Below are 15220 nucleotides of genomic sequence, written 5' to 3'. Positions count from 1 at the left end.
TCACGCGGGGTCGAGCGGCTGCGCGGTCCATCCGTCGCCGCCACGCTCGCGCAGGATGACGCGGCAGCGCCCGGCCTCGGCGATGATCAGGTTCCAGCCATTGGGACAACCCAGGCCGCGCGGCGAGAGCGCGCTGGGCGCCACCACCTGCAGGGGCCCGCCCGCGCCCAGCACCGTGACCGCCGCGCGATGCAGGTGACCACAGAGCAGCGCCGCCACCCCATGCTCACGCAGCAGGGCGATGGTCGGCTCCGCATGGCGCGGCGCGCGCCGGTGCGCGGCCCATGCCGGGTGGCGCAGCGGGTGATGGCAGGTGACGATCGTCATCGCCTCGCCAGGCCGCGCGAGCGCCGCATCGAGCCCCGCCCGGCGTGGCGCGGAGATGGCGCCGGCCGCCCAGTCGAGATGCCATTGCGCGCGGCTCACGCTGTCCAGGCCGATGAGGCGCAGGCCCGGCAGCGACAGCACGTCGCGCAGCGCGCCCGGACGCGCGGCACGCCAGCGGCGGCGCGGGTCCAGGAAGCGCGCCAGCACATCGCCGCGCGGAATGTCGTGATTGCCGGGCACGATCAGCAACGGCGCCTCGAGCGCCTCGAGGAAGGCGAGGGCTGCGCTGAACTCGGCGGGCCGGGCGCGACGCGTGAGGTCCCCGCTGACCACCACCGCATCCGGCGCCTGGGTTCGGATGTCGGCGGCCAGGGCCTCGGCCGCGGCCTCGCTGCCTTCGCCGAAATGCAGGTCCGCGAGGTGGGCGATGCGCGCCATCACGGGGCACGCCGCGCCGCCAGCAGGCGCAGCGCGCCGGGGTGCAGGCGGAAGCGGACCGGGCCAGGCACCAGCATCATCTCGCCATCCAGGCTGAGACGCAGCCAGGGCGTCGGCCCGTGGACGACGAGGCGCCGGCCGGTGAAGCTGCGGACCTCGGCATCGCGGCTCAACCCGCCGCGCAGCCAGCGGATGGCCTGCCGCAGCCGAGCCACCGGCCCGGCCGGGCGTGCGAGATCGAGCTGGAGGAGCGGCGGATCGCCCGGCACGGGCAGCGTCACCACCGCCGCATGGCCACGCACGCGCCCGCGCGTCCCGGTGCGCAGCGCGAGGCCCTGGCCCGGCGGGCGCAGCAGGCCGCGCAGGGCTGCGCGCACCACCGGTGCCCAGCCCGCGAGGCCCGCGCCGCGCTGCATCTCGCGGAAGCGCATGAGGCGCGAGGGCTGGCCCACGATGCTCTGGTAGAGAAAGACCTCGCCATTGGCGCTCGCCACATCCAGCGTCGTGAAGGCATCCGGGCGATAGGCGGCCGCGGCGGCGAGCGGATCGCCGGGCAGGCCGAGCCGCGTGCAGACGCGGTTCATGGTGCCGCCCGGCAAGGGCGCCATGGCGCGCCGCCGTTCCAGGAGGCGGGCGGCGGCGCTGCGCAGCGTGCCGTCCCCGCCGGCGACGAAGACGACCTCGGCATCGCAGGCGTCCACCTCCTGCCATTGCGCCTCCAAGGGCGCATCCTCGGCGAGATCGCCGAGGCGGAAGCCCGCGCCGCGCAGGGCCTCCGACAGCGCGGCCCTGGGCGTGGCGAGGCCGGACATGGTGCCGGCCCCGGGGTTCACGATCAGCGCGGCCTGCATGTCCTCAGCGCGTGGCGGGCGTGGTGGCGCGATTCAGCGCGCGGCTGGCGCCGGTGCCGGGCGGATTGCCGGGCATGCCGTCCGATTGCGCGGGATAGGCGCCGGAGGTGTTGGTGCCCGCCGCGCGATCGAGCGCGCGCGAACTCGCGACGCCCGGCGGATTGCCGGGCATGCCATCCGACTGCGCGGGATAGGCGCCGGAGGTGTTGGTGCCGGCAGCGCGGTCAAGCGCGCGCGTGCCAGCTGTGCCGGGCGGGTTGCCGCCGCCGGAATCGGTGCAGGCGACCGTGCCGAGCAGGAGTGCCGAGGGGGTCAGGTTTCGCAGCAGGGTCATGAGAGCGTCCTTCGATGGGTTCTTTGGGATGCAGGAATGAACGCCGGCCTGCCCGCCGGGTTGCCGCCGCAACCGCGGGCGGCACGTCGCGTTCCCGCTGCTGTTCAACCAAGGAGAGATTTCATGCGTGGCGCACTGCTCTGGCTCATCGGCATTCCCATCCCGGTGATCATCGCGCTGTGGCTGTTCGGCGTGCTTTAACGCGGCAGGGCCCGCGGCCGGTTGGCCGCGGGCCCTCGATCGTGGTCCGTGCCGCGACTCAGCGGCGACGATGCGCCGCGTCGTATTCGAAGGCGGGCCGCGCCTCCAGCATCTCCTTCGTGGCGCCGGGCAGCATCAGGCGCTCGCGCTCGGCATTCCAGCGCAGCTCGCTCAGCGGCATCTGCACGAGGCGCCCGCCGATGCCGAGGAAGCCGCCCACCTGGACGATGGCCATGGGGCCGTTCGCCGTCAGCAGCACGTCATCCACCTCTCCCACATTCTGATCGCGGTCATTGTAGATTCGGCTGCTGATGATCTGGCTCATCCGCGGCCGCGCCGCCATGACGGAGCCGGTCATGGCGCCGGGCGGGGCATTGGCCAGGGCGCCGGTGACCGGCGGATTCAGCGTGACGGCCGGCATGGCGGGGGCAGGCGCGATCCGCGTGGGCGCGGTCGGATCCGTCGCGGGATTCATGGGCCGCGTCGGGCTGGGCTGCATCCCGGAAGGCGACTGGCCGGGCGCGGGCGGCGCCTGGGACAAGGCAAGGCCGGGCGCCATCAGCAAGGCCGCGGCCAGCGTCATGCGGAGCAAGGCGGGTGCCGTCTGGGGGTGTTGCAACTGAATCTCTCCTCTGGGTTCCGGTGCGGCGCCGAGGGGCGCGGGTGGCGCACCAGGAGTGAACACCCCGTGGCGCGCCGCGTTGCGCCCACTCAGCGCTCCCGCAGCCGCGCGACGATAAATCCCGCCAGCGCCGCGAGCAGGAGCGCGGTGATGGGATGCGCGCGCACCGTCCCGCTCAGGCTTTCGAGGCGGTGGCGCAGCTCCTCCGCGGCCTCCTGCACGGCCATTTCCGTCTGGCCCACCACCTCGCCCAGCGCGGGCGTCACCTGGCGATCCATCATCGCCTCCACCTGCGCCTGCAGGGGGCGCTCGCGCATCATCGGGTCACGCGGCGGCGGCTGTTCGGACATCATGGGGCGGCTCCTGTCTCGGGTTGCGATCGCGCCAGGCGGCAGGGCTGCCCGGCGGCCTTCTCATGCGCGGGGTCGGTGCGTTCCATCCGCCGGGCCGGCCTTGAGCGCCGCGATGGGCGGCGGGCGTCGGCTGATCCATCGGCACCGGCTCCCTCTCCTTCCGCAACGCCACATCGCGCGGCGCGTTGCAGGCGGGTTCAGCAAGGAGACTTCGATGGCGCCGTTCCGTCCCCCCGAGCCTGGCGCGACGGAGGGGCGAAGCGGCCGCTTCCTCCTGGTCGCCGGCGTCCTTCTCGCCCTCTATGTCGGGCATGAGGTCCTGGCCCCGCTGGCGCTGGCCCTGCTGCTCACCATCGCCGCCCTGCCCGCCGCCCAATGGCTGGAAGACCGCGGCCTGCCGCGCGTCATCGCCGTGCTGCTCGTGCTGCTGCTGGTGCTGGGCCTCTTCGGGGGCATCGCCTATGTCGTGCTCACCCAGGCCCTCGCCCTGGCCGCCGAGCTGCCGGACTACGAGAACGTGCTGCGCGGCAAGCTCGAAAGCCTGGGCCAGGGCTCAGGCCCGGTCGAGGGCGTCATGCGGCTGCTGCGCCGCCTCGGCACCGCGCTGGACCCGCAAGAGGCCACGCCCGCCGCCATGACGGTCGCCATCGTCGGCAATGGGCAGAGCGCCCTGCGCACCCTCGCCGAACTTGGCATCGTCATCGTCGCGCCGGTCGCGATGCTCGCCATCACGCTGCTGCTGATGGCCTTCATCCTCGTCCGGCGTGAGGATGTGCGGGACCGCGCGCTGCGCCTCGCCGGCGTGCACGAGCTGCACCGGACCACGGGCGCCATGACGGAAGCGACGGCGCGCATCGGCCGGTTCCTGCTGATGCAGCTCGCGGTGAACGGCCTGTTCGGGCTCTGCATGGGGCTCGGCCTCTGGGGGCTGGGCATTCCCAATGCGCCGCTCTGGGGCGTGCTCGGCTTCGCGCTGCGCTTCATCCCCTTCCTCGGCGCGCCGCTCTCCGTGCTGTTCCCGCTGCTGCTCGCCTTCGCGACGACCGAGGGCTGGTCCACCGTGCTGCTCGTCCTCGCGCTCTTCGCGCTGGTGGACCTGACCATCACCTACGTGCTGGAGCCCTGGCTCTACGGCGCGAGCACGGGGGTGACCCCCCTGGCGCTGCTCATCTCCTCCGCCTTCTGGGCGGTGCTCTGGGGACCGGTCGGGCTGATCCTGGCCCCGGCGATGACGGCCTGCCTCGTCATCATCGGCCGCCATGTGCCGGCCTTCGGCTTCCTCGACGTGCTGCTGGGCGATGCCGAGCCCCTGCCCCTGCCCGCCCGCTTCTACCAGCGCGTGCTGGCGGAGGATGCGCGCGGCGCGGGGGTGCTGCTCGGCGCCGCCATCGGGCGGCAGGGCGTGCAGCTGGCGCTGGACCAGCTGGCACTGCCGGCCATCGCGCAGATCGGCAGCGAGAGACCCAACGAGTCCTTCGGCACGGCGCTCGCCATCCGCGCCTCGCGCACCCTGGTGCGCGTGCTGGAGCCCTATGCCGACGAGCCGGATGGCGAGGCCGACATCCTGGTGCAGCCGGTGGCCGGCGCGCTGGACCGCGCGGCCACGGCGCTGGTGGTCGCGGCCCTGCTGGAGGCCGGGCACGCCGCCACGCAGCAGCTGGAGAAGGCCCCCTCGCCCGTGGTCACGGTGCTGGTCGCCGCGGCACGCCCGCCCCGGCCGCGCCTGCTGCGCGCGCTGCGCGGGGCGCGGCGGCTGACCGGCCATGTGCTGGCTTTCGCGGCGAATGACGGGGCCGAGCAGGCCCTGGCGCATGAGGGCGTCGCGCTGCCCTGGGCGATCGGGCTGCCCGCGCTCGTCGAGCAGGTGGACCGCTGGATCGAGGAAGCCGCGGACAGCCGCGGCGATGCCGCGTGACCCGCCCCGCCGCCGGTCTCACGCCACGGCAGGCTCCGCGCTGCCCCGCGCACCCAGCACGGCGGCAAGCGCCGCGCGCAGCTCGGCCGAGCTGCCGCCCTCGGGCAGCCCGGGTGCGCCCTCATCGTCGTCGAGCAGGCCGCCCTCGGCGGTGAGCAGCAGCGTCGCCACCGCCCGCCGGTCAAGCGCCTGCCGCAGGAGCTGGACGGAGACGCCGCGCAGCGTGGCGGGCAGCACCGCGGCATCCACCGCGCCCGCCAGTTCCAGCGCGGCCAGCGCCTCCTCGATCGAGGGCGCGGGGCCCAGCACCTCGCAGCCCGCCTCGCGCAGCGCGGCGCCGAAGGCGGCGGCGCGGCCCGGCTGGTCATCGGCGACCAGCACACGGCGGCCAGCGAGCACGCCGGTCTGCGCGGACATGTCCGGCCGCAGTTCGCCTGCGAAGGCCGTGGCGCCCATGGTCAGCACGCAATGCAGGCCCTCGCGCCGCCAGCGCCGCTCGATCCGGCCGGCGAGCTGCGCGCCGGCATTGGCGTCGATCAGCAGGGAGCCGAGGCCGATCCGCTGGGGCGGCTCCAGGATCTCGGGGCCGCCCTGCTCGATCCAGTCCAGCACCACCTCCTGGCCCTGCAAGCGCCACTGCAGGCTGAGGCAGCCCGCCGCGCTGGAGAGTGCGCCGTACTTCATCGAGTTGGTCGCCAGCTCGTGCACGACGAGGCCGAAGGGCTGTGCCGCATCGGCCGCGATGCGCAGCGCCGGCCCCTCCATCGCCACCTGCCCCCGCACCGCCGCCAGCTCCTGCTGCAGGATCTCGGAAAGCGCCACGCTGACCCAGCGCTCCTGCGCCAGCACGTTGTGCACCCGGCTGAGCGCGGCGATCCGTCCCTCCAGCACCTCGATCAGCGCCGGTACGTCGTCATCCGCCTCGGCCGCCGAAAGGCGCACCAGGCCGCGCACGACGCTCAGCACGTTCTGCGCGCGATGATCCACCTCGCGCGAGAGCATGCGCTCGGAGGCCTCGATCCGCTTGCGGGTGGTGATGTCCACGACGGCGCTGCTCACGCCCGTGACATGGCCCCGCTCGTCCCGCACGGGGAAGTAGCTGCAGAGCCAGGACCGCGGCTCCCCATGCAGCATGCCGCTCATCTCGACGGATTCCACCGGCTCGCCCGTCTCCAGCACCTGCCGCATGTAGGGGGCGATGACGGGGGCCACCTCGGGCGCGATCTCCTCCAGTGGCTGGCCCACATGCGCGGCGGGCGAATGGCCGTTCGTCTCGGCCAGCATCTCGTTGATGGCGACGAAGCGCAGCTCACGGTCGAGCAGGCAGAGGCCGACCGGCGCGCTCTCATAGGTGGCGCGCAGGCGGGCGGCGGTTTCGGCGCGGTCCGCCTCGGCTTCGCGCCGCTCGTGGTAGTCGAGGCCGACGGCGGTCCAGGCGGCGGGGCGGCCGGCGGCGGTGCGGATCGGCGCGCCGGTGAAGAGGAACCAGCGCCATTGCTCGGCGGCCGCCTGGCAGATCCGCATCTCGCGCGAGAACTGCTCCTGCTCGCCACGGGCGGCGCGGTCCAGCGCCTCGCGCCAGGCCGCGGCCGCGCCTTCGCGGTCCTCGGGATGGACGGCCGCGAGCCAGCCATCGCCCCTGCTGTCGGCGAGGCTCAGGCCGGTCAGCTCCTCCCAGTAGCGGTTCGTCCAGTCCACCTGGCCATGCTGGTCGGCCGTCAGCACGATCTGCGGCGCGACCGCGACCACCGCCTGCATGCGCGTCTGCGCCCGCAGCCGCGCCGCCTCGCGCGAGGCGACGCTCTCGGCCATGCTGTCGAAGGCCTCGGCGAGCTTGCTGAACTCCCGCCCGCCCGCGATGGGACCGACGCGGGCCGACCAGTCCTCCGCCTCCCAGTTGCGGACCACGGCCAGCAGGCGGCGCACGGGCCGCTCCACCGCGCCGTGGAAGACGAGGATGGCCAGCACGAAGGTGAGCAGGAGGGAGCCGATGATCATCAGCGCGGCGCGCCGGTCGGCATAGACCGCATCGCGCAGCAGCGCGGTCGTCTCGAGGCCGACGCTCACGAAGAGGCCGGCGGGCTCGACCGCCACGGGCAGATAGGCGGCGATGCGGCGCACGCCGTCCAGCGCGGGCGCGTCGATGATGCCGGGCGCTGGCGCCCGCAGCACCTCCATCCCGACCGGCGACATGGGATGGCCCACGAAGCGCTCGGGGTCGAGCGAGCGCGCGAGGACGACACCGTCCGGACCGGCGATGGTGGAGGCGCTGCCCGGCGGCAAGGGGATCTCCTGCAGCTCCCGGATCAGCCAGTCCACCGAAAGGGCAAGGGCCAGGACGCCGATGACCTGCCCCGCATCGTCGCGCAGCGGCGCTGCCAGGTGGAAGCTGCGCTGGCCGGTGGCACGGCCGATGGAATAGCTGCCGACCTGGAAGCGGCCGCTGCGCAGCACCTCCTGGAAATGCTGGCGGTCCCCCAGATTGACCTGACGCGCCGTCTCATGCGCCACGCAGACCGGCTGGCCTTGCCGGTCGAGCAGGGTGGCCGTCAGGTAGCGCGGGTTGGCGGCGACGATGCGGGCCAGGAAGGCATCGCATGCCGGGTCGGGGCGCAGCGCGCGGATCGCGTCATGCGCCGCCATGCTGCTGAGCAGCTGGCTTGCGCCCTCCAGCATGCTGGTCTGCTGCTGGCCGACGAGGCGGACGAAGCGCATCGCCTGCTCGGCCAATTGCTGGGTGCGCTCGATCCGCGCCTCGCGCTCCAGCAGCACCTGCACGAAGGCGGCGGGCACGAGCGCGAGGACGAGCCCGATCACCGCCCAGACCGCGAGCGGGAGAGCGCTTGCCTTGCGTCGCAGCCACTGCACGGCGGGCCCTCCCCTTCCCTTTCGCCTCCGGCCTCAGGCAGCCTCGGCCAGGCCCCGCCGGGGCAGCAGCATGACCTCCACATCCACCCGCAGGCCGAGCGGATCCTCCGCATCGCCGAGGAAGCCGCCGCTCACCGGCAGGGCCTGCTCCGGCGTGCGGGAGACGCCGACGCGCACAAGATTGGCGCCGGCCAGAAGGCCGTTGGTCGGATCGTATTCCACCCATCCAGCGCCGGGCAGGTAGATGGCGCACCAGGCATGGGTGGCGCCGGCGCCGTGCTGGCCCGCGGGGTCCGGCATGGCATCGGCATCGTACAGGTAGCCGGTGACGAAGCGCGCGGCCAAGCCGAGGCTGCGGGCCGCCTCCATCATCAGCAGCGCGAAGTCGCGGCAGGTGCCGCTCTGCCGCTGGAGGGTCTCGGCCGGAAGCTGCGTGCCCTCCGCCTCGCGCGCCTGGTAGGCGAACTCGGCCTTCACCGCCCGGGTCATCGCGGAGAGAACCTCGAGCGTGCGGGGAGGCGAATCGCCCTCGCGCGTCACGAAGCGCCGTGCCCAGCGATCGACCCGTCCGGCAGGGTCCGGGTATTGCCGCTCGGCCAGGCGGCTCACATCGGGAATTTCGGCCACGGGGTAGGCGAAGGGGAAGGTCTCCGCCGCCGGATCGAGGGTGGTGGCGGGCACGCCGAGGCCCGAGGGGTAGTGCGTGAGCTCCAGCTCCGAGACGATGGTGAGGTGTTCGGTCTGCAGATCCTCGGGCCAGTCCAGCAGGCAGATGGAATTGCCGAAGACGTCATGCGCCCAGACGGTGGCGCTGGGGGGCGGGTCCACGGTCAGCGTGGCCGCATGCAGCCGCAGGTCGTGGCTGTCCTGCGGGCGGACAAGAAGCCGGTGCCGCAGCAGGCCGACCGGCCGCTGATAGGCGTATTCGGTCCGGTGGGTGATCTGGAGGCGGGGCATGCGTGCGGTCCCTGGGGCTTGGCGAGGCATGGAACGCCGCTGCCCCGCGGAGGTTGCACCTGATTTGCACGGAATGCAGCGACGCATTGCACGAGGCTGGCATGCATGGGCCGGCACGCGGGGGCGGCCCATGCCTTGCCGGCGCGGGGCTGATTGCGCGGAAAGCGGCGAATTGGAGCGGGGGGAGATCGCGTGTTCAAACACCCGGGGGAGCGGCCTCGCCGCCGGGGCCCTGCCCGCGCGCTTCCAGGCTCCGCCGCCGGCAGGGCGCCCCCCCCGGGCATGGCGGCGCGGGCCAGGCGAGGACCGGACGCCAAGGCTGGTGCCTGCCGTCGGGCCAACCGGCATGAAACCTGACCCGAGAGCGGGGCGGAACACACGGACACGGCCGCCCCTGCGGGTTGGGGCGGAGGGATTCTGGCTAGCCGGCCTCCCGGGCCCTTGCGTCCCCGCGTCCATCCGGGCAATTAGGCGCGGCCACGTCCGCCCAACCGGCGGGAGCCCGCCGTCGGGCATATGGAGAGGTGGCAGAGTGGTCGATCGCGCCGGTCTCGAAAACCGGAGTACGTGCAAGCGTACCGTGGGTTCGAATCCCACCCTCTCCGCCAGTTCCCATACGAGCCGTGCTCTCCGCCAGACCGACCGCCGCGCTGAGTGGCAGGTTTCCTGGGGTTTTCAGGGTAGACCTGTTGACTGGTCCGGCGCGGAGACGGCCGAAAATCGCTCTCCGGAGGCCAATTCTCTCCGGACCTGCTGACTTGGGCGATTTAGTACGGAACTCAAAAACCGAGGTCAAAGGCCGGTTTCAGCGAGGTTGGCGCTTGCCCCGGTTCGAACCCCACTTGCCCCAAACCCGTACTTCGAGAGCGAACACTTTGGTACGCTCTCTCGGAGGAGAAGAGCCATGACCATTCTCCAACGAGGTCAGGCCATGGCGTGCAGGTCGTCACTGTGAAAGCGTCACGCCGCTGCGGCAGGAGGCAAACCGAGGTCCGTGAGCAGCTTCAGCGCCTCCTCAAGCCGCCCAGCACCCGTTTTCGTTCCCTTCCGCCGGACTATCTCCGCGCGCCAGTCATCGACCTTCTCCGCATGCGCCAGCCAATGCGCCGTAGCGGCGAGTTCCAGGACAGTGACCGGCCTCGCAGCCATTTCGCGCGCACGTTCTCGCAGCATGGGATCACTTAGGTACGAGAACCCAGGAGAATCGGCGGTGCTGAGTGCGACGAAGATGCTGTAGCGCGCGCCGTCACTCTGCCGGTGCTCGATGCGCTCTTCGACGAGTTTATCGGCCTCCGCGTCGAAAATCGCGGCATCGAGGTCCCGCGAATACGGACCGTAATGGTGGTAGACATAATTGAAGCCACTCCGCGCTCCGAGCTGATCCAGCAGATAGGCGAGCTTCTGCAAGCGCACGCGGCTGACGAGCCGACCACCTGTGGCTGCTACGATGTCAGCCACCGCTTTCTCTCGCTCCTGCATCATGTTCTCCCCTTCGTACCTCGTGCTTTGTCGCGATCCGCTGTCTCAGAAAAATAGAAACGGATAAATGGCTTCTTGGTCTCTAGTGTCTTGATGAGTAGCGAAAGCGTGCTGATTTCCTTGGGCGAATTGCCATCAAGGATGTGCAGCCGCTTGTGCATCCGCTCCTCATCCCCACCGATCTCCGAATAGATGCCGATGGCCGCCTTATCATCAAGAATCACTGTTCCCTGGCTTATCTGATCCTTGAACTGCAACTCGATTCGCCGTTTCCGCATAGCCTGTGCGCCCTTGTCGGCGCCGAACTCGGCTGTGTCGAGCGTCTTGTAAAGGCTCCGCCCACGCAGCCTCCGCGCCATGCCGCTGATGTCGAGGTCCTCGGCCTGGGTCATGACTTCCAGGGCACCGAGCACCAGCATGTCGTCGAGTGCGAGATAGTTCTCGACCGTCTCGCCCCCCTCACCGAAAAAACGCAGCAGCGGATGCCGGGGCGGCAAGCCAGTGCGGCGCGCGGCCTCCTCTCCCGCGACGGCCGCGCCCGCGATGCCGCGGAACAGCCGACCGATCATCTTTTCAACGCAGCGCGTGGTCTTGTGGAAATAGACCTGCTCGTGGAGCGTGTAGCGGGCGAGCAGGAACTGCTCCGCCGCCGGCTGCGCCTTTCGGTCGAGGCAAAAGGTCGGCACCTTTCGGGGCGACGCCTCATCCTCCGCATCCGGCACATCGAGTACGATGGGGGCGACGCGGATGTTCTCGATCAGCCAATCGAAGTCGATGCCGCCCGCACCGGTGCCCGTCATCAGCTTGTCGCGGCGAAGATAATCCAGCCGGTCTGCGTCGAAGGAGCTGGAGACCACCGCGTGGTAGATGTCCTCCGGGTCCTCCTTCTCCAGAAGGAGGGCGATCTTCTCGGTGAAGCCCGGACTGAATGCTTCGAGTAAGGGCCGGATGCCCCCGGTCTCGTTGCGGATGATCTCGGCCGTCCACTGCTCGTGCCGCTTTTTGACGCCGCGCGCTTCCTGAACGCCCTCGAAGGTGTGGCTGAAGGGACCGTGACCAAGATCATGCAGAAGGGCCGCGATAAGCGCGACGTCACATTTCCTCTCATCGGGCATCTCGCCGTTCCGGGTCATCTCACGCCGGATAACGCCGACCAGCGTGCGGGCGACGTGGAACACGCCAATCGAATGCGCGAAGCGCGTGTGCACGGCGCCAGGGAAGGTGAATTCCGAAACGCCTAGCTGGCGGATACGACGCAGGCGCTGGAATTCGGGCGTGTCGATCAGCCGCCAGGCGAGCCGATCCACCTCCTGGTTCTCGATATCAAACACAATCAGCCCGTGGATGGGGTCCCGCAGACGCTTGCTCATTGGTTGTCCCTTTGCCGCAGGCGATCAATTGCTGGGATCAGCCGATGCGCGAAGCTAGCCGGCTCGTCCGCCCCCGCATTGAAGGGCACCAGCGAAAACTCAGGCAAGACTGTCAAGATTCCTGCCCGGTCACCGTCGTAGTAGCGGACAGCTCGGGCGCACCACGCCGCCTCGCTGGGCATAATCGACAGCGTCGTCATCCGGCCTGATTTTCGCCTAGCAGGTCGTCAGCACCTACCTCCAGCCAGCCCAGGAGCTCCGCCGAAAATGAGCCCCCCGCTGCAAGCAGGCCACGATGCTGAACCTCGCGTTGCAATGCTGGCTCTGCGAACTCCGCCAGGAAGCGCCGACGCTCAGCAAGGTCGAGAAAGCCATCCGCTGGCGGCCGATCCAGCATCCGCTCAGGCAACCGCTCCAGGGGTGCCGACCGCCCACCGCTGAGCCCCATCGCAAGGGCGAGCACCTGCGACTTCCGGTCTCCCTGCGCTGTTGACGCTTCGAACAACCACCAGCACAGCACGGCCGCGTCGCCGCCAGCTTGGCGCACGCTGGAGCCCAAGCGTTCGGGCGGCGTGCTCCGCCACTTCGTCAGCTGACTGGCGACAAGGGGATGGTCCAACCCGAGGAGGCCCAGGCCATCCGTCGCCATGGCACGTTCGCGGTCGTCCGTGAAACGCGCCACCGTCGTGGCCGCTTGGTCGGTGACCTCGAACAGTCCATCCGCCGCCTTCCTTAGTGTCCAACCCTGCTCGGCCAGAGCGGCAGCCAGGAAGTCGTGGATACGGCCCACACTGCCGGCAAGGTCAGAAAACGGCCGGTAATCCTCCAAGCTAAAGCCATCGAGGTCCTGGAAAAGCTCGAACACAACCTCCCTCGCCTCGCTGGCATTCGCCAGCGCTGCGTCGAGTTCGACCTTGGTCCGCCGCAACTCCGGATCCGAAAGCGCCGCCTGGTACAGCCTGTCGTAGTTCAGCCGCTCCGACAGCTGGCCCAGCACCTGCGCCCGCAAATCCTCAGCGACATTGCCGGCCTCGTCCACCTTGCCGAGCGCGCGCGCAATCTCTGTCAGCTTCTGATCGAGCATCAGGAAGATGCGTCCCTCGATCGTGTCCGACAGGATGAGATTGTAGACCTGCGCTGTGTCGCGCTGGCCGTAGCGGTGGATGCGCCCAATGCGCTGCTCCACATCCATCGGATTCCAGGGCAGATCGAAGTTGAACAGCACGCGGGCGAACTGGAGGTTGATGCCCTCCCGGCCCGCCGCGGTGCAGACCAGAACCCGCGGGCCGTCCTTCTGCCGAAACCGGCGCTCTGCCGCCAGCTTCGCGCCGTGGTCGCCGCCGCGGAGCACGGCGACACCTTGGCCCGGATACTCTGCCTCGATGTCGCGCGCGATCTGCTCGACGGTGCCGAGGTAGGTGGCGAAGATAACCACCTTCTCCTGCGGATTTTGTCGCCACAGCACGCCGAGGCCGGCCAACAGCTTCGCAATCTTGGTCTCGCGCGCCGCTGGGAAGGTCGCCAGCATCTCAGCGATGCGCAGGCGCTCCTCCGGCAGGTGGACCGACACAGCGAGGCTAGCGAGGTCTTCCGCCGACTGAGCGGCAGCCTCGTTCCCGTAGGGATCGGAGGCCTCCGCGAGCGCCTCCTCCTCATTGTCCAGGCGGCGCACCAGCCGGAGCTTCAGGTCGGCCAGTACCTGGTCCACCTGCCCGCGGCCAACGGGATCCTGCGGCAGCCCGTATTCCTCGTGAATCAGTGCCCGCGCCTCGCCGTACAGGGAGTCGCGGCCATCGATATCCAGGGCGCGGTCGCGCAGCACCGCTTCATGGATTGTCAGCGCGAGCATCCGGCGACGCAGGGTGCGGCGCACAGCAGCGAAGCTCGACGCCGCGATCTTCTGGAAGATCGCCATCAGGAAGCCGAGCGCCCGGCCCTTGCCGCCCTGGCGCTTGGCCAGGTCAAAGCCGTCCTGAAGGAAGCGCTGCAAGGCCTCGTAGAATTTTCGCTCCGCGTCGGACATCACGAAGGATTCGGTGTGCACCCAGCGCCTAGCAAAGAGCGGCGAGCCATCCGGTCGGCATGCATCAGCCTTGGTCCGCCGGAACACCACGGTAGAAAGCCGGTGCCGCTGCGTCACCATCTCGTCCACGCTGCGGAACAGGGTCGGGTTCAACAGTTGAATGAGCATCCAGAAGGGGAAATGGTGCCCCTGATGCGGCGTGGCAGAGAGCAGCAGCAGGTCTCGTGCGTGGTCCTTCAGCGCCTCCGCCAGCTTGTAGTTTTCCGTGCGGCGGACACGCTTCCCTTCCTGGACCGCCGTCAGGTGATGCGCTTCATCGAAGACCACGAGGTCCCAGCGCGGCGCCTCCAGCAGGCGCTTCACGCGCGCGGGCCGCTTCAGCGTGTCGATGCTGGCGATCAGGCGGTGGTGCTTGGCGAACGCATTGGTCTTGCGGTCGGTCACATCGCCTTCGCTACCGAAGACCTCGAAGTCGAGACCGAACACCTCATTCAGCTCGCGGTGCCAGTTGTTCACCAGGCCGGCGGGAACCACCATCAGGGCGCGCTCGAGCTCCCCACGGCTCGCCAACTCGCGCAGAATCAGCGCCGTCTCGACGGTCTTACCCAGGCCAACCTCATCGGCGATCAGGAAGCGGCGCGGGCTGGCAGTGGCCACGCGATGGGTCAGCACGACCTGGTGAGGCAGCAGGTCAATCCGCGCCGAGGTCAGCGCGGCCGCGCCTTCCATCAGGGGCAGCATATGCGCCTGCAAGGTCAGGCGGATGGTGCGCAATCGCTCCGGTGTGCCGGCGACATTGGCCAGGATTCGATCGGCCCGCGAGAGCGCAGGACGCAATGCGGCAAGCGGCACGCGGCGCTCGCCGGCGCCGAAGAAGGCGCGGACGTAGCCGTCCCGCGACGCCTCCAGCACCACCCCTTCGCCCAGCTCCGCATGCGACACCCGCACGCCAGGCGTCATCTCCAGCGTTTCGCCCATCAGGAGAGCCGCGCCTGATGTAGGCCGATCAATCCGGGGCCTTCTTTCGCACCGCGCCAACCGGGCGGAGAGATGGCGCGCGCATCAGAGGCAGCGCCAGAGAACAGCAGTCGGCCGAGGGGCAGCTTGGTGTTCTCTGTTGTCGTCCAAAGCCAGGCGTCGGTCGCCGGGTCACACGCCACGCGCTGCTGGCCGCTGGGCAGCCACAGCACGAGGGCACGCTGCCCTTCATAGGCCTGCTGAAATCCGAGAACGAGGTCGCGCAGGTCGAAGGCGAGCCACGCCTCGGCATCATCCTGCACCAGGCAATCCAGGGTCGCTTCCAACCCGGTGGCGACGAGCGTCCGCCCCTCATTGGCCGGAAGGTCCGCGGGCCATTCACCGCGCCAGCCGAAGAGCGCTCGCAGCGGCAGAATCTGACTCGGCTCGGCGAGATCGCGCAGGGCCTCGGCGCCCCAGAGCAAAGTCAGGCCGCTGCGTGCCCAGGGCTCGACGACCGGCACC

Annotated in this window: 13 protein-coding genes and 1 tRNA gene; 3 read left to right on the top strand and 11 right to left on the bottom strand. The window is 70.3% G+C overall.

The annotated features are described in order from the left end of the window. From R9Z33_RS06355 to R9Z33_RS06345, 3 genes are read right to left on the bottom strand one after another with little or no spacing between them, the layout of a single operon-like run. Complete coding sequence (locus tag R9Z33_RS06355; RefSeq protein ID WP_318650466.1) at positions 1 to 765, bottom strand: metallophosphoesterase family protein; 765 nt, start codon at positions 763 to 765, stop codon at positions 1 to 3. Then, positions 765 to 1616 (bottom strand): diacylglycerol/lipid kinase family protein, encoded by an 852-nt coding sequence (locus tag R9Z33_RS06350; RefSeq protein ID WP_318650465.1) that lies wholly within the window; start codon positions 1614 to 1616, stop codon positions 765 to 767. Before R9Z33_RS06350 ends, R9Z33_RS06355 begins: the two co-directional genes overlap by 1 nt. A gap of 4 nt (positions 1617 to 1620) precedes the next feature. Further along, complete coding sequence (locus R9Z33_RS06345; protein WP_318650464.1) at positions 1621 to 1950, bottom strand: hypothetical protein; 330 nt, start codon at positions 1948 to 1950, stop codon at positions 1621 to 1623. Between the two features lie 36 nt (positions 1951 to 1986). On the opposite strand from R9Z33_RS06345, the gene R9Z33_RS06340 reads away from it, so the two are divergent. Next, positions 1987 to 2151, top strand: coding sequence for a hypothetical protein (locus R9Z33_RS06340; RefSeq protein ID WP_318650463.1), 165 nt, complete (start codon positions 1987 to 1989; stop codon positions 2149 to 2151). A gap of 58 nt (positions 2152 to 2209) precedes the next feature. On the opposite strand, the gene R9Z33_RS06335 is transcribed toward R9Z33_RS06340, so the two are convergent. Next, positions 2210 to 2734 carry a PRC-barrel domain-containing protein gene (locus tag R9Z33_RS06335; protein ID WP_318650462.1) on the bottom strand — a complete coding sequence of 175 codons (525 nt, stop codon included), beginning with the start codon at positions 2732 to 2734 and terminating at the stop codon, positions 2210 to 2212. A gap of 128 nt (positions 2735 to 2862) precedes the next feature. Next, positions 2863 to 3126, bottom strand: coding sequence for a hypothetical protein (locus R9Z33_RS06330; protein WP_318650461.1), 264 nt, complete (start codon positions 3124 to 3126; stop codon positions 2863 to 2865). Positions 3127 to 3340: 214 nt separating this feature from the next. On the opposite strand from R9Z33_RS06330, the gene R9Z33_RS06325 reads away from it, so the two are divergent. After that, complete coding sequence (locus tag R9Z33_RS06325) at positions 3341 to 5041, top strand: AI-2E family transporter (RefSeq protein ID WP_318650460.1); 1701 nt, start codon at positions 3341 to 3343, stop codon at positions 5039 to 5041. 18 nt (positions 5042 to 5059) lie between these two features. Here R9Z33_RS06325 and R9Z33_RS06320 read toward each other — a convergent pair whose 3' ends face one another. Both R9Z33_RS06320 and R9Z33_RS06315 read right to left on the bottom strand, forming a co-directional pair. After that, positions 5060 to 7909 carry a PAS domain-containing protein gene (locus tag R9Z33_RS06320; RefSeq protein ID WP_318650459.1) on the bottom strand — a complete coding sequence of 950 codons (2850 nt, stop codon included), beginning with the start codon at positions 7907 to 7909 and terminating at the stop codon, positions 5060 to 5062. A 33-nt stretch (positions 7910 to 7942) separates the two neighbouring features. Beyond that, positions 7943 to 8866 carry a transglutaminase family protein gene (locus tag R9Z33_RS06315; protein WP_318650458.1) on the bottom strand — a complete coding sequence of 308 codons (924 nt, stop codon included), beginning with the start codon at positions 8864 to 8866 and terminating at the stop codon, positions 7943 to 7945. Positions 8867 to 9384: 518 nt separating this feature from the next. Here R9Z33_RS06315 and R9Z33_RS06310 point away from each other — a divergent pair. Next, a tRNA-Ser gene (locus R9Z33_RS06310) sits at positions 9385 to 9474 on the top strand. A gap of 352 nt (positions 9475 to 9826) precedes the next feature. Here R9Z33_RS06310 and R9Z33_RS06305 read toward each other — a convergent pair. From R9Z33_RS06305 to R9Z33_RS06290, 4 genes are all read right to left on the bottom strand, one after another. Beyond that, positions 9827 to 10348 (bottom strand): hypothetical protein, encoded by a 522-nt coding sequence (locus R9Z33_RS06305; RefSeq protein WP_318650457.1) that lies wholly within the window; start codon positions 10346 to 10348, stop codon positions 9827 to 9829. Further along, the gene (locus R9Z33_RS06300) at positions 10345 to 11715 is read right to left on the bottom strand and encodes an HD domain-containing protein (RefSeq protein WP_318650456.1); all 1371 of its coding nucleotides are present in this window, start codon (positions 11713 to 11715) and stop codon (positions 10345 to 10347) included. The genes R9Z33_RS06305 and R9Z33_RS06300 overlap by 4 nt, the downstream gene beginning before the upstream one ends. A gap of 196 nt (positions 11716 to 11911) precedes the next feature. Then, positions 11912 to 14716: an SNF2-related protein gene (locus tag R9Z33_RS06295; protein ID WP_318650455.1), complete on the bottom strand. Its 2805-nt coding sequence runs from the start codon at positions 14714 to 14716 to the stop codon at positions 11912 to 11914. After that, positions 14716 to 15219: a hypothetical protein gene (locus tag R9Z33_RS06290; RefSeq protein ID WP_318650454.1), complete on the bottom strand. Its 504-nt coding sequence runs from the start codon at positions 15217 to 15219 to the stop codon at positions 14716 to 14718. The genes R9Z33_RS06295 and R9Z33_RS06290 overlap by 1 nt, the downstream gene beginning before the upstream one ends. Between the last annotated feature and the right edge of the window lies 1 nt (position 15220).

The sequence above is a fragment of the Sediminicoccus rosea genome (genome assembly GCF_033547095.1).
In the GTDB taxonomy this organism is placed as follows: Bacteria; Pseudomonadota; Alphaproteobacteria; order Acetobacterales; family Acetobacteraceae; genus Roseococcus; species Roseococcus rosea.
The sequence above is the reverse complement of the archived record's forward strand: the minus strand, read 5'-3'. Positions and strand labels throughout refer to the sequence as shown.